The organism is Kroppenstedtia guangzhouensis (assembly GCF_014637345.1).
Lineage (GTDB): Bacteria > Bacillota > Bacilli > Thermoactinomycetales > DSM-45169 > Kroppenstedtia > Kroppenstedtia guangzhouensis.
Genome location: NZ_BMEX01000007.1, coordinates 47,713 through 66,248, shown reverse-complemented (window position 1 = coordinate 66,248; position 18,536 = coordinate 47,713). Strand labels below are relative to the sequence as shown.

Here is an 18,536-nt window from a genome sequence, read left to right as displayed (position 1 = left end):
AGCATCCTCCTTTTCCTTTGTTTTTCCCAGTCGGGAGGATTCCATTCTCTAGAATCCTTGTGAATTTGTACCTTCCGGGTCGATTCAGGATGGGGCTTCACATGACCTTTTCATTGTTCACTGCCAAAACTGTGACGGCTTTTCACTTCCATCTTCCAAAAACGACAGCCGTCATGCCCGTAAGGCACAACGACTGTTCTTCACTTCTTTTTTTCCCACACTTTAAGAAACAGATAGGGATTGATCGTCTCCCGGTTGGGGGAGAAAGTGCTTTCCCGGACATAGATGCCCAGGTGCAAGTGGGGGGCAAACTGGCCCGTCGTTCCTTCGGGGCCGTATCCGCTGTCCCCGACATACCCGATCACTTGTCCTTTTTTCACCTTGGAGCCGGTTTCGATCCCATCGGCGTATCTGGACAGGTGGGCATAGTAAAATGAGATCTGGGGGTGGTCAGTATCCAGAATGGTGAGGCGCCAGCCCCCCAACCGGTTCCATCCTTTCGAGATCACCCGCCCGTTACCCACAGAACGGATTGGGGTTCCCTTTTTGGCCATGAGGTCGGTTCCTTCATGAGTTCGTTCCCCACCGTAGGTGCGGCTGGCTCCCCAGGTGTCCCCGTAGGTGACACCGGAATCCTCCGCAAAGGGAAACAGATACGGTTCCCCCAGAGGAGCGGCGGCCCAAGCGTAAGACTTTGCCAACTCCAGAATTTGATCTGCCTTTTTCCCCGGCATCTCCTTTCGGATGGCCTCCCGAATCTGGTGTTCACCGGGTCGATCCGTTCCCGCCGCCCGTCTGATTTTCTTCACCCGCTCCCGGATGGTGTCCCGGTTGACTCCCTGATAGTCCGTTTCCACCTCATCCCAGGCGGCGAGATAAGGCCAGGGGATTCCCGATGATTTGCCGATCTCCAAATATTCCGGAGCCAGTTTCTCAGGAACCTTCATCTCAGGAATCGGAATCGCCCGGGTCTGGTGGTATATGAGAAGCGCCCCTGCTGCCAGGGCGACCAGCAGGAGCACCCGGAAGAACCATTTCATCCTCTCCCCCCCATTTTAGGAAAATGTCATGGCCGGGTGTATTGATTATCCCATAATTCGGATGAGGAGATCGTATTCTACCATGCGACCGATACAGCCAGAGGGCACAAGTCTCGCAAGATTCGCTTCGCTCCCGGTCTCGCCACGCCAGCATGCGGTTCCTTTTCCACGCCCAATTTCCAGCTAATCAACAACAATCTATCATTCCACGGGTACCATGCTGAGGGAGACCCGTTCCCGTTCAGGGTCCACCTGGAGCACCCAGACATCCACCACATCGCCGACTCCGACGAGATCCATCGGATGATGGACAAAACGATCACTCATCTTGGAGATATGGACCAAGCCGTCATTTTTGAGACCAATATCCACAAAGGCGCCAAAATCAACCACATTGCGGACAGTTCCCTTCAGCTGCATCCCTTCCTTCAAGTCCTCCAGTTGCAATACATCGGAACGAAGGACAGGGGCAGGCAGCTCCTCCCGCGGGTCGCGGCCGGGACGACGGAGAGCATCAATGATATCTCGCAGGGTGGGAACACCACACTCCAACACTTCCGCCATCTTCTCCACATCCACCTGGCGCAGGGCTTCATTCAGATCAGGAGTTCCGATCGCCCCGGGGGTGCTTTCCACTTCCTTCAACAGGGCCTCCACCACCGGATAAGACTCCGGATGGATCGGTGTCTTATCCAGGGGGTTGTCCCCGTCAGTCACCCGCAGAAATCCGATACACTGTTCATAGGTTTTGGACCCGAGGCGGGGAACCTTTTTCAGCTGGTTGCGGTCGGTGTATCGACCTTCTTCTTCCCTCTTTTTGATGATGTTTTTGGCCACTGTGACATTTATGCCGGAAACGTACTGAAGCAGGGAGACAGAAGCCGTGTTAACATCGACACCGACATGGTTCACTGCCGACTCCACCACGGCAGACAGGCTTTCCGCCAATCGCTTTTGGGAGACATCATGTTGATACTGCCCCACTCCAATCGCCTTGGGTTCAATTTTCACCAGTTCGGCGAGAGGATCCTGAAGGCGCCGGGCGATGGAGATAGCACTCCGCTGGGCCACATCCAGATCCGGGAACTCCTCCCGGGCCAGTTTAGAAGCGGAATAGACACTGGCTCCCGCTTCATTGACGATGATGTAGTAAACCTGCCGGTCCCACCCCCGAATCAATTCCGCAATAAAGGATTCCGTCTCTCTGGAGGCGGTTCCGTTTCCAATGGCGATAATATCGATATCATATTCCTCCACCAGTCGGAGGACTGTCTCACCGGCTTCCTTCACTTTGCTTTGGGATAGGGTGGGAAAGATGACGCCCACATGATGCACCTTTCCTGTTTCGTCCACCACCGCCAACTTGCAGCCCGTCCGGTACGCCGGGTCAATCCCGAGCACTTTTTTACCTCGTACGGGGGGTTGCAGCAACAGGTTTCTCAGGTTTTCGGAGAAAATATGGATCGCCTGCTCTTCGGCATTTTCCGTCATCGTCGAACGGATCTCTCGCTCGATGGAAGGAGCAATCAACCGTTTGTAAGCATCTTCCGCCGTCTCTGTCAGATACCGGTGAGGATGCTTGGACAAGTGGCGCTTCAGATGTTCCAACACCTGTTCTGTCCCTTCCACCTCCAACCGGACTTTAAGAACCCCCTCCCGTTCCCCCCGATTCACGGCCAGGACACGATGGGAGGGCATTTTGCGAACCGGTTCCCTGTAATCGTAATACATCTCGTAAACAGACCGCTCATCGGCCTTTTTCGCCTCCGTGACCAACTCGCCCCGCTTCCAGTGAAACTCCCGGACCCATCTGCGGATCTCGGGATCATCGGCCAATTCTTCAGCCAGGATGTCCATCGCACCTTGCAGAGCCTCTTCCACCGTCTCCACCTCTTTCTCGGGATCGATGAAAGAGCTCGCCTTCTCTTCGGCCGCTTCCTCACTTTGGATCTGTCCCAGAAGTTCTGCCAGTGGGGCCAGACCCCGCTCCCGTGCTTGAGAAGCGCGGGTTTTCCGCTTGGGCCGATAGGGACGGTAAAGATCCTCCACGGTCTGCAGTTTTACTGCGGCCTCAATCTTTTGCCGCAATTCCTCAGTCAACTTTCCCTGTTCGTCGATCAGCCGGATCACTTCTTCTTTCTTTTGATCCAGCTGGATCAGGTAACGGTTTCTTTCCTCAATCCCACGCAGCTGCTCTTCATCCAGCTCTCCCGTCATCTCTTTCCGGTAACGGGCGATAAATGGAATTGTATTTCCCTCTTCCATCAAGTGTACGGCTGCTTCCACTTGAGCCGGATCCAGACTGAGTTCGTCGGCGATCGCTCGGAATCGTTCCTTTTCTTCCATACATGCCTCCGTTTTTGGATAGGGTTTCCGCTTTCCCATTCTACCCTTTTGCCCGTAACGACGCAATTTATCATGGTTCGACACTTCCCGCCCAACCATCCGTGCATCGGGGTTCTGGTTGGGGTAAAGTGATAGGGAGGTTGATTCCACGACCCGAAAATAAACAGGGAGGATTCATCATATGAGTTCGATCCAGCGGCAGATCATCGCAGAGCTGCACGTGAAGCCCGCCATCGATCCCGAAAGGGAAGTGCGGATGCGAGTGAAATTTATCAAAGAGTATGTAAAAGCCACCGCTACGGAGGGACTGGTGCTCGGCATCTCCGGTGGTCAGGATTCCACCTTGGCGGGCAGACTGGCCCAAATGGCCATCGATGAGTTGCGGAAGGAAAGTAAAAAGAAATTTCGGTTCGTCGCCATGCGCCTGCCCTACGGAGTGCAGAATGACGAGGCGGACGCTCAACAGGCACTTCGATTTATTCAGCCCGACGAGACCTTGACTTTTAATATCCAAGACGCTGTGGACGGATCCGTCCGGGCCTTCCATGATGCCACCGGCCAGGCTCTCCCCGACTATGTCAAGGGAAATGTCAAAGCCCGGGAGCGAATGATCGCCCAGTACCAGATCGCCGGAGTCCGAAATCTCCTGGTGGTGGGGACAGACCACGCCGCCGAAGCAGTCACCGGTTTTTTCACCAAGTACGGGGATGGAGGATGTGATCTGGTCCCCCTGTACGGACTGAACAAACGGCAGGGCAAACAGCTGCTGAAACACTTGGGAGCCCCCTCTTCCCTCTACATGAAGATCCCGACGGCGGACCTTTTGGACGAACGACCGGGGCGGGCGGATGAAGAGGAATTGGGCATCACCTATGAGCAGATTGATGACTACCTGGAAGGAAAAGAGGTAAAAGTTGACGTGGCGGAGCGTATCCAACAAAAATATCTTTCCTCCCGCCACAAGCGCACCACTCCGGCCTCTCCCTTCGATGATTGGTGGAAATTCAAATAAAGAGGGAGCGGCCTTCAGCCGTTTCCCTCTTTTGGTAAAATCAGTTCATATGAATGTAATTGCTGACTGAATTTGCGGGGATGACCCGCCTGCTGAAGGCATAACGCCGATAGTTGTACTCCTCGATGGTGATGGTGGAACCGTTGACTGCAGTCACATAGGCGACGTGGCCATATGTGCCGCTGGCCCCGGAAGCGCCGGCATTAAATTGGGCGATCGCTCCAACTGCAGGCTGGTTATTCACACGGAGACCGATTCGACGGGCGTTGTTGGCCCAGTTCGTTGCATTTCCAAAATGTCCTCCGCGCATATGGTTGGTGAAGTGGTAACCCCTTTGATTGATCCGCCAAGCGACAAAAGACGTACATTGCCGATTGTAGAAGCCCCAGGGGTCCACACCCGACACACTGGCAAACCGATAAGGGTACAAGGAGGCATCCACCAGGGTGAGCATATCGATCTGGGATTGGAGATTGTTCTCTTTTGTACTGAGAGATGCGAGTTCTTTCTTTGTTTTCTCAATCTCCTCGTGGATCTTGTCGTAGATCTTGCGGGCATCCTCAGCCTCTTTTTCCTGTTCCTTCAACAGGGTCGCGTGCTTCTTCTTCAATTCTTCGTGTTTCTGGCGGATCTGGTTGTATTTGTCGAAAAGCTCCCGATCACGGATCAGGATCAGACGAAGCACTTCAAACCGTTGCAAAAATTCACCGAAGCTCCCTGCCTCAAACAGTGCCCGCATCGATCCCATTTCCCCGTTTTCATACATCAGTCGGACACGGTTTTTGAACTGCTCCTCATAGTATTTCAGTTTTTCGGCATTCTTCTCGGTTGCCTTTTCAGCCTTTTGTATTTTCTTGTTGGTTTTGGCGATCTTTCTCTCCAAGTCTTCCACTTTTTCTTTGTGGGGTTGGATCTTTTCCATCAGTTTGTCGATGGTTTCCTGTGCCTCTTTCTTTTGCTGCTTCACGTTTTCCAGTTCCTGCTTTTTGGAACTCACGTTTCCTTCCGCATGGACTCCCGGGGGGATCATGCCCGCAATCAAACCAGTGGTGACCACGCCTGTCAGCAGCATCCGCTTTACTGAGATCATCATTCACCTCACCCGTTAAACGTTTCCTTACTGGGATAACGACAGGATCAGCCCTCCGGTTTCCCATTCCCGACAAAATTATACTTTTGGAGTACACATCAGGCGCTCCCCGTCGATTCGACGGATAGTCCTGTTAAGATCTTAACAAGCCCTTTCCTCACCGTCACAAAAAACCGAAAGCTGGCGTTGTGTGATTTAGTGCGTTCTCGGACGGTCGGGATTGGATTTCACATGATCTTTTCGTTGTTCTGAACTGCCAAAATCACTCCATGTGAAACCCAACCCTCCCTGCATAGCGTGACCTGGGAGCGAAGGACCCTGGGCACGACTTGTGCCCTGTGGGTATGACAGCTTTTTCACAACGCTTCTGGGAGTTGAAGCGTCTCGCTTTCCGGGATATCTTTAAACAGAGAACCAGGGAAGGAGAAGATCCTATGATGAACGACAGATCCCGCTCCCGTGCCGCCAAAGGATGGGTACAACAGGTGGAGGGAGGATCCACTCGCAGAGTCCGGGATGTCCTGACCGTGGAGGAGCCTATGGAGATCCGCCTCCACTTCCCGCAAATACCCGAACCGGTGCCCGTCTCCGTCACCATGCGAACACCGGGGAATGATTTTGATCTGGCCGCCGGCTTTCTGGTGACAGAAGGCATCCTTGATTCGAAAGATTCCATCCATTCCATCACTTATTGCAGAGATCCCGAGACTGATGGAGCCCAGCGGTACAATATCGTCAACGTCAATCTGAGACCCGGAGTCTCTGTCGAGCTGGAACGCCTGAGAAGGAACTTTTACACCAGCTCCAGTTGCGGAGTGTGCGGAAAGGCTTCCCTGGAAGCGATTCAGGTCCGCGGTGTAAAGCCTGTCCAGGGGGATTTCACTCTGCCGGCCTCGCTCATCCCGAGGCTGGGAGAAGCACTTCGACAGAAGCAGGAAATCTTCGAAAAAACCGGGGGTCTCCACGCGGCAGGTTGGTTCGATGAGGAGGGAAATCTCATCACCCTGCGGGAAGATGTGGGGCGACACAATGCCGTGGATAAGTTGATCGGTCACCTGTTTCTCCACGATGGGCTCCCACTGACGGAAGGAATCCTGATGGTCAGCGGTCGTACCAGTTTTGAAATCATGCAAAAAGCGGCGGTGGCCGGCATCCCCGTGGTCACTGCCGTCTCCGCCCCATCCAGTCTCGCCTGTGAAGTGGCCAAGAAATTCGGGATCACCTTGATCGGATTTGCCAGAGGAGAACGCTTCAATATTTACACCGGAGGAAAACGGATCCGGATCGGGGAGTGACCTCTTTAGAATCTCCACATCAAAACCGGGGGTCGATCCGCCGGCTTCAAAAAAGAATCAAATAATTTCGCTGGGAGCAACACGGATCGCCTCCCTTAGTTTTCGCAGGGCCCGACGTTGCAGTCGAGAAACATGCATTTGGGAGATTCCTAATTCATCACCGGCTTGCTTTTGACTCAGATTGTCAAAAAATGTCATCCGGATAATCTCCTGCTCCCGGTCGGTCAACACCTGAAAAGCTTTTTGCAGAAGCAGCTGTTGATCCACCTGTTCGTACCCTGCATCCTGGTTTCCAACAAGATCCAGCAGGGTGACTTGGTTTCCGTCGTTATTGGCTTCGATGGGACTGTCCACAGAGACTGCGTTGTAACTGCGACCCATCTCCATCGTCTCCAACACCTCTTCGGAAGTGACGTCCAGGTATTCGGCGATCTCATCCACCGATGGTGACCTTTGATAACGGATCGTCAATTCCTCTGCGGCCTTTTTGATGCGAGGGCCCAGTTCTTTGATTCGGCGGGGGACATGGACACTCCAAGTCTTATCGCGAATATGGCGTTTAATCTCCCCCACGATGGTGGGTACCGCAAAGCTTTCGAAGTTTTTTCCAAAGTCAGGGTCATACCGTTTCAACGCAGCCAACAACCCGATCATCCCGACTTGGACCAAGTCTTCAAAAGGTTCCGCTCCCTTTGTAAACTTGGAAGCCAAGGTTTCCACCAGAGGGGTGAATTGATCCACCAATACTTCCTGGATGCCCTCATCCGACTCCTCCTGATAACGGCGAATCAGGTCGGAAATACCGTCATCCATGAGACTCTGTCTTTGCGGGCGGGTTGACATCCCGATCCACCTCGTCCCTTTGGATAAACTTGGTAAGGGTGACCACGACGCCTTTTCCGACCTGGATGTCCACATGATCCATCAAAGTTTCCATCAGGTGAAGACCCAATCCCCTCTCCCGCATCGTGGTGAAGGGAAGATGGCTCTCAATGGGGCCCGATTTCTTTTTCACAGTTTCAATATCAAAGCTGTTCCCTTCATCCTTCACCCTGATCTCCAGTCGATCCCCAAAGATGCGAAAAGTGACCATGACTCTTCCCTGACACTCCAGCTCCTTGTATGCATGGTCCACCGCATTGGTACAGGCCTCCGCCACAGCCAGCTTGATATCTTCTATATCGTCATAATGGAAACCCAAACGATTGGCGATCCCGGAGACAGTTAAACGGACCACCCCCACATACTGTGCCTCGGCAGGTATGGTCAGAACTATATCCTTGGTTTGATCCATTCCTATCCGCTCCTCCTAAGCACCATCTTCTTCAATATCAATCACTTCGGTCAACCCGGTGATGCGAAACAGACGTTTCAGACGGGGGGTCATCCCCGTGAGAACCAGCCGCCCCTTTCTGGAGCGGAGCTGTTTATAGGCACCGATCAGCACACCCAAGGCGGTGCTGTCCATATAGTCCACCTGTGACAGATTCAGATGCACTTCACGCATCTTCTGACACAGTGGCATCAATTTTTCTCGAAGCTGTGGTGCTGTAAAAGCATCCACCTCACCGGAGACAATCAAAGTCACGATTTGTTCCGATTGTTTTTTTTCCCGGATCGATACATCCATCGCAATTTCCCTCCATCACTTCCGAAAGATGGGAAGAACAAATCCCTTCTCTTCTCCTTCCCATCCACTTTACCCTGTCATTCGGTTTTAAAACCTGATCTAAAGTCCGGTCAAAATTTCGGTCTGTGCCGGACGTGTTGATGAACCACATTTTAGATGGGGAGATCGTGTTCTACTACGCGACCGTTGCACCCTTAGGGCACAAGTCGCGCTTCGCTCCCGGTCTCGCTACGACAGTACACGACTCCCTCCTCCTGGTTAATCAACAACCTTGGGCCTTCGCAACAACAGGATCGTCTGATCATCTTTTAGCCTGTAATGGGCCCTTTCATACAGATTCTGATGAATCGCCTCCACCGCCTGTTGCGCAGGCAGATGCAGACTGGATCGGATCAGTTCCTTCAGAGGTTCCCGACCCAGAAAGTGGCCATCGATCCGGGCCTCAGTCACTCCGTCGGAAAAAAGAATCACGGTGTCACCAGGAGCCAGATCCAATCCGTACTCCTCATAGGCGACCCCCTCGGTGACCCCCAGCACCAACCCCCCAGTATTCAGATCTTCAAAGACATCCTCCCGGTCTCTGTACAAAAGACCCGGTTCATGTCCGGCAGTGGCGTACTGAAAATGATGGCGATTGGTATCGTACACCCCGTAGACCATCGTGATGAACATACTGGGGTCCACATTTCTCTCCACCACGATATTCAGACGACGCAGGATTTCCGACGGGCCCGAGGTGTTGTCCATCTGATCCATGGCGTATTTGATCATGGACATACACAAGGCAGCGGGAATTCCCTTTCCGATAATATCCGAAAGAGCGACTCCGATACACCCTCCGCCATGGTTGACAAAGTTATAATAATCCCCGCTCATCTGTTGCGCCGGAACACTGACCACGCCAACATCCAGATCCGGAATGTCCGGCGGAGCATCGGGCAGCAGAGTCTGTTGCATCCCGACGGCGACTTCGATCTCATACTCCAATTCCCGCTGTCGATTGAGAAGATTTTCATGCTCTCGGAGGGCGGTTCCGTATCCGATCATCATTTCAATCAAGAGGTTGAAAGAGAGCTGGACATCTTCCGGCAGGTGCGGCAAGTATTCTTTGACCGCCTCCGCATGCATACTGACTATTTCCTCCGGTGGGATTTTCTGCTCTATCATCCACTTGCTCATCTGCTGGGCCTCATACAACTGGTCTTCCTGCCGGTCCAATAAATAGGAGATGAGCAACTGCTGATATCGCTCAATCATTTCATCGTTCATATTAGTTTTCCTCCATATGGAAACCGCATTTGGGAGGTGAGAGGAGGGAAATGGGAGCGAAATAGAACAGCTGCAACTCATCGGTCCCCCTCTCTTCCGGCACGTCCACCTATTCATTATACAATTGTGAACATAAAAAAAGGAGATGCCGCAATCGCACCTCCCAATCACCCATGTCGTCGGATCAAAAGTCGATCAAACCCAGACTGATGTTGAGTGCCTCATTCACCCGCATCATCATCTCTTCATCCAGATGGGTGATTTTATCTGTAAGCCGTTGTTTATCTATAGTTCTGATCTGTTCCAACAAAATCACCGAATCCCGGTCAAACCCATAATTCCTGGCGTCGATTTCCACATGGGTGGGGAGTTTCGCCTTCTGGATTTGGGCAGTAATCGCGGCGACAATCACAGTGGGGCTAAACCGGTTCCCAATGTTATTTTGTATCACCAGAACAGGTCGAACCCCACCTTGTTCAGATCCGACCACTGGAGAGAGATCGGCAAAATAGACATCGCCACGTTTGACAATCAAAAGAATTACACCCCACTAACCAGACGAATGGTCGTACCGTCCGCCTCTTCTTCCGCCTCAAAGGATTCCGACGCGATATTCAGATTGATCTTAGCCATCTCCATGTAACCCCGTTGCATCATTTCGCGGATCAATCGCTTTTTTCGTTCATAAAGATACAGCTTCATAGCTTGGCGAACAAATTCACTCCGGTTGGAGTTTTCCTTCTCCACCATCCCATCCACTTCCTGAAGCAATTGCTGAGGTAGGCTGATCATGATTCTCTTTGTCTCTGACAACGTACGCACCCCCAACAAATCATCACCGTTGGCGATTTGCCTAATCAATACTACCATTATGATAAACTTGATGCAAAAATATACTTGAACCCGCTCCGCCATCATTCCGGATCAATCCCTAGCGATCCGGACCATTTCGACGATTTAAGGGACAATACTAATTTATTCGCCCTCCACACCAAAATTCCTTCCCTTTGGGCAATCTTCCCCCCCGGTGGATCCGGGAGCCTGTTGCAGGGGGTTGTTCACTTCCATCACCCGACCCGCTTGGAGATAGACCCGGGGGATCCTGTGACCCAGCATGCAGGTGATTTCATAAGAGATGGTCCCCAAAAGATCGGCCACCTCATCCACATGGATCTCCTCGTTTCCCTGCTTTCCGTAGAGGACCACCTCATCCCCCACTTCCACCGGCATGGCTGATGTCACATCCAACATCAACTGATCCATGCAGACCCTCCCGATCACAGGCACCCTCCGCCCCCGGACCAAAGCCGTCCCCCGGTTGGAGAGCCGGCGGCTATATCCGTCAGCATAGCCGGTGGGAATCGTGGCGATCCATTGATTCCCGGTAACCATCACCGTCTTTCCGTAACTGATACCTGTCCCGGCAGGAGGACGCTTCAGGTGGATGATCCGGGTTTTCAGAGTCAGGGCGGGACGCAGACGAACCCGTTCCCGGCTCACCTGTGCCGAAGGGTAGTAACCGTACATGCTGATGCCCAACCGGATCATTCCATGGGACCACCTTGGCAGGTCGATGGCGGCGGCGCTGTTTGCACAGTGGGCTACGGGAATTCGGATTCTTCGTTCCTGCAACTGCTGGAGCACCCGCAGAAAACGCCCATGCTGCTCCATGGCATAACTCTTGTCCATCTCATCGGCAGTGGCGAAATGAGTAAAGATTCCTTCCACCGTCACCCGGGGATCCCGGGCCCACCGTTCAGCAAAGGGAACGACGGCATCTTCCCACAGACCGATCCGGCCCATTCCGGTATCCACTTTGATATGGAGCCGGGCCCGGTGGCCGGTGCGGGCTGCCACCCGGGCGATCTTCTCCGCTCCCGCGTCATCGAAGACAGTCAGTGTGATCCCCGCTTCAAGTGCCGGTTCGATTCCCCGTTCGGAGATATGTCCGAGCACAAGGATGGGAGCGGTGATTCCTCCCGCCCGCAGCTCCAAAGCCTCGTCCAAAAAAGCGACAGCCAAATCGGTGGCACCGGCAGCCAATGCCGCCCGGGAGACTGGAACGGAACCATGACCGTACGCATTGGCCTTAACTGCCGCCATCAGCCGGCAATCGTCGGGCAGACGGCGACGAAATTGATTCACATTGTGAGCGATCGCATCCAAATCGACAAGTGCCACGGTATCACGAAAATAGCGGTTACTCTTTTCCATTGGATTTAATCCCGGCTTCATTCAGTTTCAGTTGCACATTCAGGGATTCCAAAAAGGAGTCACTGACCAGAAGCGCTGTCTCCTTCCCACGGATCTGATACAGGTAGGGAAGTTGATAACTGGGCCTCACCCGGGACAGGGGGACTTCTTCCCGTCTCCCTTTCATCTGCATCACCAACCGGTCCGGATACAGAGTGTATCTGGGCCGGAAGAACGCCCGATACAGAGCGGGCAAGCCGGCCATGACAACCGCTGCCCACAGGAGGAGGGCGATGACGAAGGGGGCAGACCTCAACTCGAAGAAAGGCAACATCCCCAACAGCCCGGCCAGAAACACCCCGATCTCTCCCAGACGCAAGCCCCGGCTCTTCCGGTATAACAGAACGGTGAAACGGGTTTGCTCGTCGTGGATCGGTTCCTTTTTCATCTCGTTCTCCTTTGTTTCAAAGCGGTTTCTAACGAATATCATACAATTGGCTGACCCTGATTGCAAAGCTTCCAAAGGGTCCGATCCAAAGCGAGGAGACCGGTTCATGGACAGCCCGGTTTCACGGTTTCTTTCATCCTATCATTCAACAACAGCTTTGCAAGAAAAACCGACCCTTGGCTAAGTGTCACATTTTCCCTTCTCCAAAAGAAAAAAACGACCCGCCACCCGGTGGCGGGCGGGTCACTTATCTTTCTGTTCAAAAACGGAGCGGGCAATTCGGGCCATCTGTGATTCCGTCATTTCGCCGAGAAGTTCAAAGTCCACTCCATCATAGGTCCAGGAGAGATGTCTCTTGCCGTCCATGTCCAGAAAAACACCCATCGTGTATCCCAAATCCAGCGGCTTCCCATAAGCCTGAAGGCTAGCCTCCACTGCTTCCGGCCGCTTTTGGGTCAAGGTGAAGGGCTTTTCACCCTTGTAACGCATGATCACCCGCTTGCCGTCCGGGGTCTCCACGGTGGTTTCATCCGCCAGCCGGCTACCTTTCGGAATCCAGGAGGGGGCGACCGCTTTCACTTCTTTTTCCTTTTCTTTCTTTTTCTTCTCAGACAGAGTGGGGACGGTTTTGCCCGCATAACCGGTCATGTTCCGTTCCATGTCAAAAGCGTTCTTGTCAAAGGAGGCATTCGCATCAAATTTATCAAAGGTGACCTCCACCAACACCTGATCCTCCTCGTTCAACACTTCCACCTTTTGCGGAATATAGTCTTTGTCCATCCGGATGCGTTGTCTGTTCATCGATTTGTTCTGACTGTAGTTGGCCTGGACATCAAACTGATACTCCTTTTCGGAGCGGGTGAATTTACGGGAAGAATCATCGACGATGCTTTTCAGCAAGGTTTGGTACAGATACACCTGTCCGCCCCCGCTTTCCGGCCAGTCGCTTTGAAAGCGGAAACTCTTCTCCAGATGGGGAGTCAATACAAAAACGCCTTCGTCGTTCCTAAGGAGGATCTGGGTGACGTCTTTTTTGGTGTTTTTGAGGGAAACACGGTAAAAATGAGGCTTTTTGTACCAGACCTCCACATCATATTCCTGAGGGGCGGTTCCGGAATGGATCACCATCTTGCCGTGGCTTTTGTACCCTTTCATCCGATCCGTCAGCTTGGACAGGTCGTTCACGATTTGATCCGGACTCTTCTCACCGCAGCCGGAGAGTGCGGCTGCAACCACCATGAAAACAACGATTACCCACGTGGTCCGACGCATTTCATCATCCCTTTCCCTGTGGAAGGCGGGGGGCCGCCGCTTCCCAAGAGATGTGTCGGTCGGGCACGGGCACGATCAACGGATCTGATGGATGGCACTTCCGAGATGACGGATCACATCAGAAGCGAGAACGGAATGAGCTGAATCGGTAACGGCCAGGCGGCCAGCTGAATTGTGCAGATAAACTCCCAGGGGAACTGCACTCTTCACCGGGATTCCCCGGGCCAACAGGCCCCCCAGAATCCCCGTGAGTACATCCCCAGACCCCGCCTTGGCCAAGGCGGGAGACGATTCGGGATGAATCACTTGTCCGCCGTCGGGAAAAGCGATCACGGTAAAGGTCCCCTTCAACACCGTCGTCACCCCGAATCTCCCGGACAAATCCACAGCCACCCGGTGCCGGGAAGATTCCACCTCATCCACGGAGATTCCCAACAGACGGGCCATCTCCCCGGGATGGGGGGTCAGTACGGTCGGTCCCTGTCGTTGTTCCAAGATGGACAGGTCTCCGGAAAGAATATTGAGTGCATCGGCATCCAGGACAACGGGAACAGAAACTTCCCGGAGCAACTGTTCCAACCAAGGCTTCTCCCCTGTAAACCGGCCCAAACCGGGGCCGATCGCAAGGGCGGAGAATCGGGATGCCCGCTCTTGCCAATCCGTCGGGAATTTCCCGGAAAAAAAGCCCTCCCGCCCATCGGGCCACCCCCATATCAATGGTTCTGTCACCTTGGCAGCCAAGGGTCCCTCCTGTCCCCGGGGGACACCCAGGGTGGTCATCCCGACTCCGGATCGGAGGGAAGCCATTCCAGAGAGGGCGACAGCCCCCAGCATTCCCCTGGATCCACCCAGTACCAGCAGATGACCATGGGTCCCTTTATGGCTCCAGGGAGATCGGGGAGACAGGTGATTCTCCCACAGGGACGGCTGGTTGAGCCGGGCCCGGGGCGGATTCTGTGCTACCACCGCCGGTGGAATTCCGATATCGACCACTTTCAGCTCTCCCCGGTATTCGGCAGCGGGACGCAGGTAATGACACCACTTGGCAGCAGCAAAAGTGACCGTCAGATCAGCACGGATCGCCTCCCCGAGCACAGCTCCCGTGTCGGTGTCCACCCCGCTCGGGATGTCAACGGCGAGAACAAATCCCCGGCAAGTCCGATTCACCCGGCGGATCGAACTTCGGACAGGCTCCCTCAGCTCTCCACGAACGCCGGTTCCCAACAGCGCATCCACCACCACATCAACTTTGCCGATCATCTCCTCCGACCCGTTCCACCCTTCGACGGGGATTCCCATCTGCCGGCAGACCCCGTAAAAAGTTCGCGTCTCCGGAGACATCTTCTCCACCTGTCCGACGAGACAAACAGTAACATCCCAACCGGCAGCAGCCAAGTGACGGGCGATGACAAAACCGTCTCCGCCATTGTTTCCCGAACCGGCCAAAATCGCGACCTTCTTCGCTTCCGGAAAGCGCTCCAACAATGCGCGGGCCGCCTCCCGGCCCGCATTTTCCATCAGAACCATGCCCGGCAAACCCATCCTGTCGATGGTGCGCCGGTCCAGATCGCGCATCTCCTGTGCAGTGCAGAGATACAAACAACTCCCTCCCAACCGCGTTATAACTATATGAACGGACCTGTCCGGATATGCAGACAAGGATGACAGGCGATCAAGGATTATCCGCCTTCCACAACCACAAAAGCGAGGGCGTGGTCTCCACTGTGGGTAATCGAAAGATGGATGGTGACATCCTGTTCCCAACCGAATCCCATCAACACTTCGGAGGCGATCCGAACGGAAGGTTTTCCCCTATCGTCATTAAAAATCTCGATCTCCTGAAAGCCGAGGCGACCCCCGATTCCGGTTCCCGTCGCTTTGGCCACCGCCTCCTTGGCGGCAAAACGACCGGCGAGCCACTCCGCCCGGCGTCCATCAGATGCCGGCATCAACGCCATTTCTTCTTTGGAGAGGATCCGCCCCGCCAGTCGCTGGAGTCCAATGCGTCGAATTCGGGAAATTTCGGCTAGATCCGTACCGATTCCCAGGATCATGCTCTGTTTCCTCCTGTCCTTATTTCACATCCCACCGGAAAGTGAGGGAGGCCACCGTGAATGAAACAACGAGCCAAGCCGTCAGCACCATCGCCGGGGTCGCCGTCTGAACCAAGGTCGCCCCTTCATTCATCACCGCCCGTAGCGCGTCGGTCAGATAACCGATGGGGATCGCTTTCACCACCGGCTGCAAGATTCCCGGCAGATCCCGTACGGGAAAGAAGATACCGCCGACAAAGATCATCGGAAAGGAGACCATCCCTGCGATGGGTCCGGCACTTTCCGGAGTTCGCGTCAGGCTGGCAATGATGAAGCCGATGGACATAAAAGTGAGTGTTCCCAGCAGCAGGAACATGAGCAACAGCACCCATGACCCATACACATGGACTCCATAGACGAAATGGGCCACCAGGATCACCAGCACCGCCTGCAAAGTGTTCAACAGCACACGTGCGGTGATTTGTGCGGCGATAAAGGTGGAACTTTTCAATGGAGTTCCCTGCATCCGGCGCAGGATGCCCCGCTCCCGCCAGGAGGCGATGGTGGCGGCCACCCCGTTCAGGTTATTGCTCATGATCATCAGGGATAAAATCCCCGGTACCAAAAAGTCGATATAACCCAAGGGGCGGGTTTGAATGTTGACCACTTCCATCTCGACGGGAGGCCGATAATTCAACGCCTCCTTGTTCAGCCGGTCCACCGCTTCACCGATCACCTTTGACCCCATTTGGGAAACGGTGGGATTGCTCTGGTCCAGATAGAGAGAAACCAATGTGGAGGAATCCCCCGCATCTTCGGCCCCGTCTTCAGCGGAGCGCAAGCGGTCCCCCAACCCCTGTCTCAGAACCACCAAGACCTGGACATCCCCCTTCTTCACCTTGGACAATCCTTCTGAGCGAGAGGTCTTCACTGTTGTAAAGTCCAGCCCGGTTTCAGTGAGGGACTTCACCAAGGACCGGGAGGCGTCCGTTCCGTCTTCGTCAGCCACGGCCACCGTCAATTGAAACTGATCCGTCCCTTTCCCCAAAAAGGTGCCCAGGGCCAGAATCATCAGAATGGGAAGGATCAAGGTCCAGATGATGGTATTCTTATTTCGTATAAAGAGCAGCAGCTGCGCCCAAGTCAATCGCCAATATGCTTTCATCCGTCAGCCAACCTCTTTCCCGTGCGTTCAAGGAAAACATCTTCCAGAGTGGCCGTCCGTGTCCTGAGCCCGTTCAAGGTCAGGCCTGTCTCATCTGCCAGAGAGATCAGCTCTGCCAGAGTTCCCCGCAAATCATCCGTCGGAAGAAAAGTGAGTCCATCCTCGGTGCGCTTCACATCCTTCACTCCAGTCAGCCCGTGAAGGGAGGATTCGGAAACCTTGGCCTCTGTCACAAACTCCACCACACTCTCCGAAGCAAGCTGTCGGACCAGTTCTGCCGGCGTATCCAGGGCGATCACCCGTCCGGAATCCATGATCGCCACCCGATCACACAACTGTTCCGCTTCTTCCATATAGTGGGTCGACAAAAAGACCGTCCGTCCCTCCTCCTTCAGGCGGAGAATAATCTCCCACAAGTCGCGGCGGGCCTTGGGGTCCAATCCAGTGGTAGGCTCATCCAGGAAGATCACCCGGGGGTCGTGAACCACCGCCAGTGCGATGGCCAGTCGCTGTCGCTGGCCGCCGGAGAGGTGTTTCACCAACGTTTTTTCTTTCTTCACCAGGTCAAAAGCCTGCAACAGCTCCTCCACCCTTCGCATGTGCCGATAAAAGCTGCCATACAGCAGGATGCTCTCCCTGGTGGTCAGATGATCAAACAGAGCCGTGGACTGAAGTTGAACCCCGATCAGCTCTTTCACCGCCTTCGGTTTGCGAAGGGCATCCACCCCGAACAGGTGGATCTCCCCGACATCAGGTTTCCTCAAGCCCTCAATCATCTCCATGGTGGTGGTTTTTCCCGCACCATTGGGACCCAGCAGGCCGAACACCTCTCCCTCGGCCACTTCAAAGCCCACGGAGTCCACCACCCGCTTGCCACCGTAGCTTTTTATCAGATTGTTTACCCGTATCATGTGCTCCTCCATTTAGGCAGTCCGAAATACCGGTAAAAAGTGCCGGTTCCATTCAGTATAGCACAGCCTCTCCTTCTCCCCATGACAAAAAAATCGGTGACGAAAACAAAAAAGGGCTGTCACCAATCCGGTGATCGGTGATACCCTGAGATTATTGCAACAGCTCCCGATAAGGAGTGAGGTCAATCTCTTTTTTGTTCAAGGTTTCAATCAGCCACTTGTGATCCCGTTTGGGAGTGGCCATGATGTAGCCGCGGATGATCAGCCGCTCACTCATCCGATCCGCCTTTTCTCGGAGGGCCAGCTCACCGATCTTCCCGGCGATGGTCCGCTGTGCCGTCTCACGAAATAATTTGGGGACCGGCTGCGTCAACTCTTCCAGCAGAGCCCGTTGCTCATCGGTCCAAAGATGGCTGGTTTTTTCTATATAGTAATCTTGCCAGTCCAAATCAGACTTTCCATCTTCTTTGGGCATTCCCTTCAAGAACTTGCGGAACATGAAATATCCGCCGGTCGCAAAAAACCAGAACATGAACAAAAACCAGGGGATCATCACCCATATGATCCAGTCCGGCATGGGGAATCACCTCAAAAGGGTTACAACAGATGCACCCCGACAGTATCTGCTGTTTTGATCATCATTTATTCCGCCTCAGGACGGAGGCAACTCCTTCCCGACCATTATAGGATGAAATCCAGGCTCCCCGCAAGCTGATCCCGCCTGCGCACTCATCAACATATGACGGGGAACCCTTACAGACAGTGCATAGAGAGACCTGGGAGCGAACGCGACCCTGGCGAGACTTGTGCCTTCCGGAGCCCAAAGGCTCTC

General features: G+C 54.0%; 20 protein-coding genes. 2 read left to right on the top strand and 18 right to left on the bottom strand.

Annotation, left to right across the window (positions count from 1 at the left end; genetic code table 11):
• Positions 1 to 200: 200 nt before the first annotated feature.
• Both IEV46_RS11030 and IEV46_RS11025 read right to left on the bottom strand, forming a co-directional pair.
• Positions 201 to 1,040: a M23 family metallopeptidase gene (locus tag IEV46_RS11030; RefSeq protein WP_188432620.1), complete on the bottom strand. Its 840-nt coding sequence runs from the start codon at positions 1,038 to 1,040 to the stop codon at positions 201 to 203.
• A gap of 201 nt (positions 1,041 to 1,241) precedes the next feature.
• A complete protein-coding gene (locus IEV46_RS11025; protein WP_188432619.1) occupies positions 1,242 to 3,386 on the bottom strand; it encodes a Tex family protein in 2,145 nt (714 codons plus the stop codon).
• Between the two features lie 181 nt (positions 3,387 to 3,567).
• Between IEV46_RS11025 and nadE the strand changes: the two genes are divergently transcribed.
• On the top strand, positions 3,568 to 4,398 hold the full coding sequence (gene nadE, locus IEV46_RS11020) for an NAD(+) synthase (protein ID WP_188432618.1): 831 nt from the start codon (positions 3,568 to 3,570) through the stop codon (positions 4,396 to 4,398).
• Between the two features lie 40 nt (positions 4,399 to 4,438).
• Here nadE and IEV46_RS11015 read toward each other — a convergent pair whose 3' ends face one another.
• Both IEV46_RS11015 and IEV46_RS18130 read right to left on the bottom strand, forming a co-directional pair.
• A complete protein-coding gene (locus tag IEV46_RS11015; RefSeq protein WP_188432617.1) occupies positions 4,439 to 5,488 on the bottom strand; it encodes a CHAP domain-containing protein in 1,050 nt (349 codons plus the stop codon).
• Between the two features lie 195 nt (positions 5,489 to 5,683).
• Positions 5,684 to 5,782 carry a cation diffusion facilitator family transporter gene (locus IEV46_RS18130; RefSeq protein ID WP_229736051.1) on the bottom strand — a complete coding sequence of 33 codons (99 nt, stop codon included), beginning with the start codon at positions 5,780 to 5,782 and terminating at the stop codon, positions 5,684 to 5,686.
• A gap of 143 nt (positions 5,783 to 5,925) precedes the next feature.
• Here IEV46_RS18130 and fdhD point away from each other — a divergent pair, with 143 nt between their 5' ends.
• A complete protein-coding gene (fdhD, locus tag IEV46_RS11010) occupies positions 5,926 to 6,783 on the top strand; it encodes a formate dehydrogenase accessory sulfurtransferase FdhD (protein WP_188432616.1) in 858 nt (285 codons plus the stop codon).
• A 57-nt stretch (positions 6,784 to 6,840) separates the two neighbouring features.
• Here the strand turns inward: fdhD and sigB are convergent, their stop codons facing one another.
• The 14 genes from sigB to IEV46_RS10940 form a co-directional block, all read right to left on the bottom strand.
• Entirely contained in the window at positions 6,841 to 7,626 is a 786-nt protein-coding gene (sigB, locus tag IEV46_RS11005; RefSeq protein WP_188432615.1) for an RNA polymerase sigma factor SigB, read from the bottom strand.
• The gene (rsbW, locus tag IEV46_RS11000) at positions 7,589 to 8,077 is read right to left on the bottom strand and encodes an anti-sigma B factor RsbW (protein WP_188432614.1); all 489 of its coding nucleotides are present in this window, start codon (positions 8,075 to 8,077) and stop codon (positions 7,589 to 7,591) included. The genes sigB and rsbW overlap by 38 nt, the downstream gene beginning before the upstream one ends.
• Before the next feature lie 15 nt (positions 8,078 to 8,092).
• Positions 8,093 to 8,413: an STAS domain-containing protein gene (locus IEV46_RS10995; RefSeq protein WP_188432613.1), complete on the bottom strand. Its 321-nt coding sequence runs from the start codon at positions 8,411 to 8,413 to the stop codon at positions 8,093 to 8,095.
• Positions 8,414 to 8,671: 258 nt separating this feature from the next.
• Positions 8,672 to 9,682, bottom strand: coding sequence for a PP2C family protein-serine/threonine phosphatase (locus tag IEV46_RS10990; protein ID WP_188432612.1), 1,011 nt, complete (start codon positions 9,680 to 9,682; stop codon positions 8,672 to 8,674).
• A gap of 184 nt (positions 9,683 to 9,866) precedes the next feature.
• Entirely contained in the window at positions 9,867 to 10,217 is a 351-nt protein-coding gene (locus IEV46_RS10985; protein WP_009711015.1) for a type II toxin-antitoxin system PemK/MazF family toxin, read from the bottom strand.
• Between the two features lie 5 nt (positions 10,218 to 10,222).
• Entirely contained in the window at positions 10,223 to 10,474 is a 252-nt protein-coding gene (locus IEV46_RS10980; RefSeq protein WP_188432678.1) for a CopG family ribbon-helix-helix protein, read from the bottom strand.
• Positions 10,475 to 10,657: 183 nt separating this feature from the next.
• Positions 10,658 to 11,896 (bottom strand): alanine racemase, encoded by a 1,239-nt coding sequence (alr, locus tag IEV46_RS10975; RefSeq protein WP_188432611.1) that lies wholly within the window; start codon positions 11,894 to 11,896, stop codon positions 10,658 to 10,660.
• Positions 11,883 to 12,323, bottom strand: a complete 441-nt coding sequence (locus IEV46_RS10970) for a hypothetical protein (RefSeq protein ID WP_188432610.1) — start codon at positions 12,321 to 12,323, stop codon at positions 11,883 to 11,885. The genes alr and IEV46_RS10970 overlap by 14 nt, the downstream gene beginning before the upstream one ends.
• A 243-nt stretch (positions 12,324 to 12,566) precedes the next feature.
• Positions 12,567 to 13,595 (bottom strand): LolA family protein, encoded by a 1,029-nt coding sequence (locus IEV46_RS10965; protein WP_188432609.1) that lies wholly within the window; start codon positions 13,593 to 13,595, stop codon positions 12,567 to 12,569.
• Between the two features lie 75 nt (positions 13,596 to 13,670).
• On the bottom strand, positions 13,671 to 15,194 hold the full coding sequence (locus tag IEV46_RS10960; RefSeq protein ID WP_188432608.1) for an NAD(P)H-hydrate epimerase: 1,524 nt from the start codon (positions 15,192 to 15,194) through the stop codon (positions 13,671 to 13,673).
• Positions 15,195 to 15,274: 80 nt separating this feature from the next.
• A complete protein-coding gene (gene acpS, locus IEV46_RS10955; RefSeq protein ID WP_188432607.1) occupies positions 15,275 to 15,649 on the bottom strand; it encodes a holo-ACP synthase in 375 nt (124 codons plus the stop codon).
• 19 nt (positions 15,650 to 15,668) lie between these two features.
• Positions 15,669 to 16,793, bottom strand: coding sequence for an ABC transporter permease (locus IEV46_RS10950; RefSeq protein WP_188432606.1), 1,125 nt, complete (start codon positions 16,791 to 16,793; stop codon positions 15,669 to 15,671).
• Positions 16,790 to 17,716, bottom strand: a complete 927-nt coding sequence (locus IEV46_RS10945; protein WP_188432605.1) for an ABC transporter ATP-binding protein — start codon at positions 17,714 to 17,716, stop codon at positions 16,790 to 16,792. The genes IEV46_RS10950 and IEV46_RS10945 overlap by 4 nt, the downstream gene beginning before the upstream one ends.
• 139 nt (positions 17,717 to 17,855) lie before the next feature.
• Positions 17,856 to 18,281, bottom strand: a complete 426-nt coding sequence (locus IEV46_RS10940) for a DUF2621 family protein (RefSeq protein WP_188432604.1) — start codon at positions 18,279 to 18,281, stop codon at positions 17,856 to 17,858.
• Positions 18,282 to 18,536 lie beyond the last annotated feature (255 nt).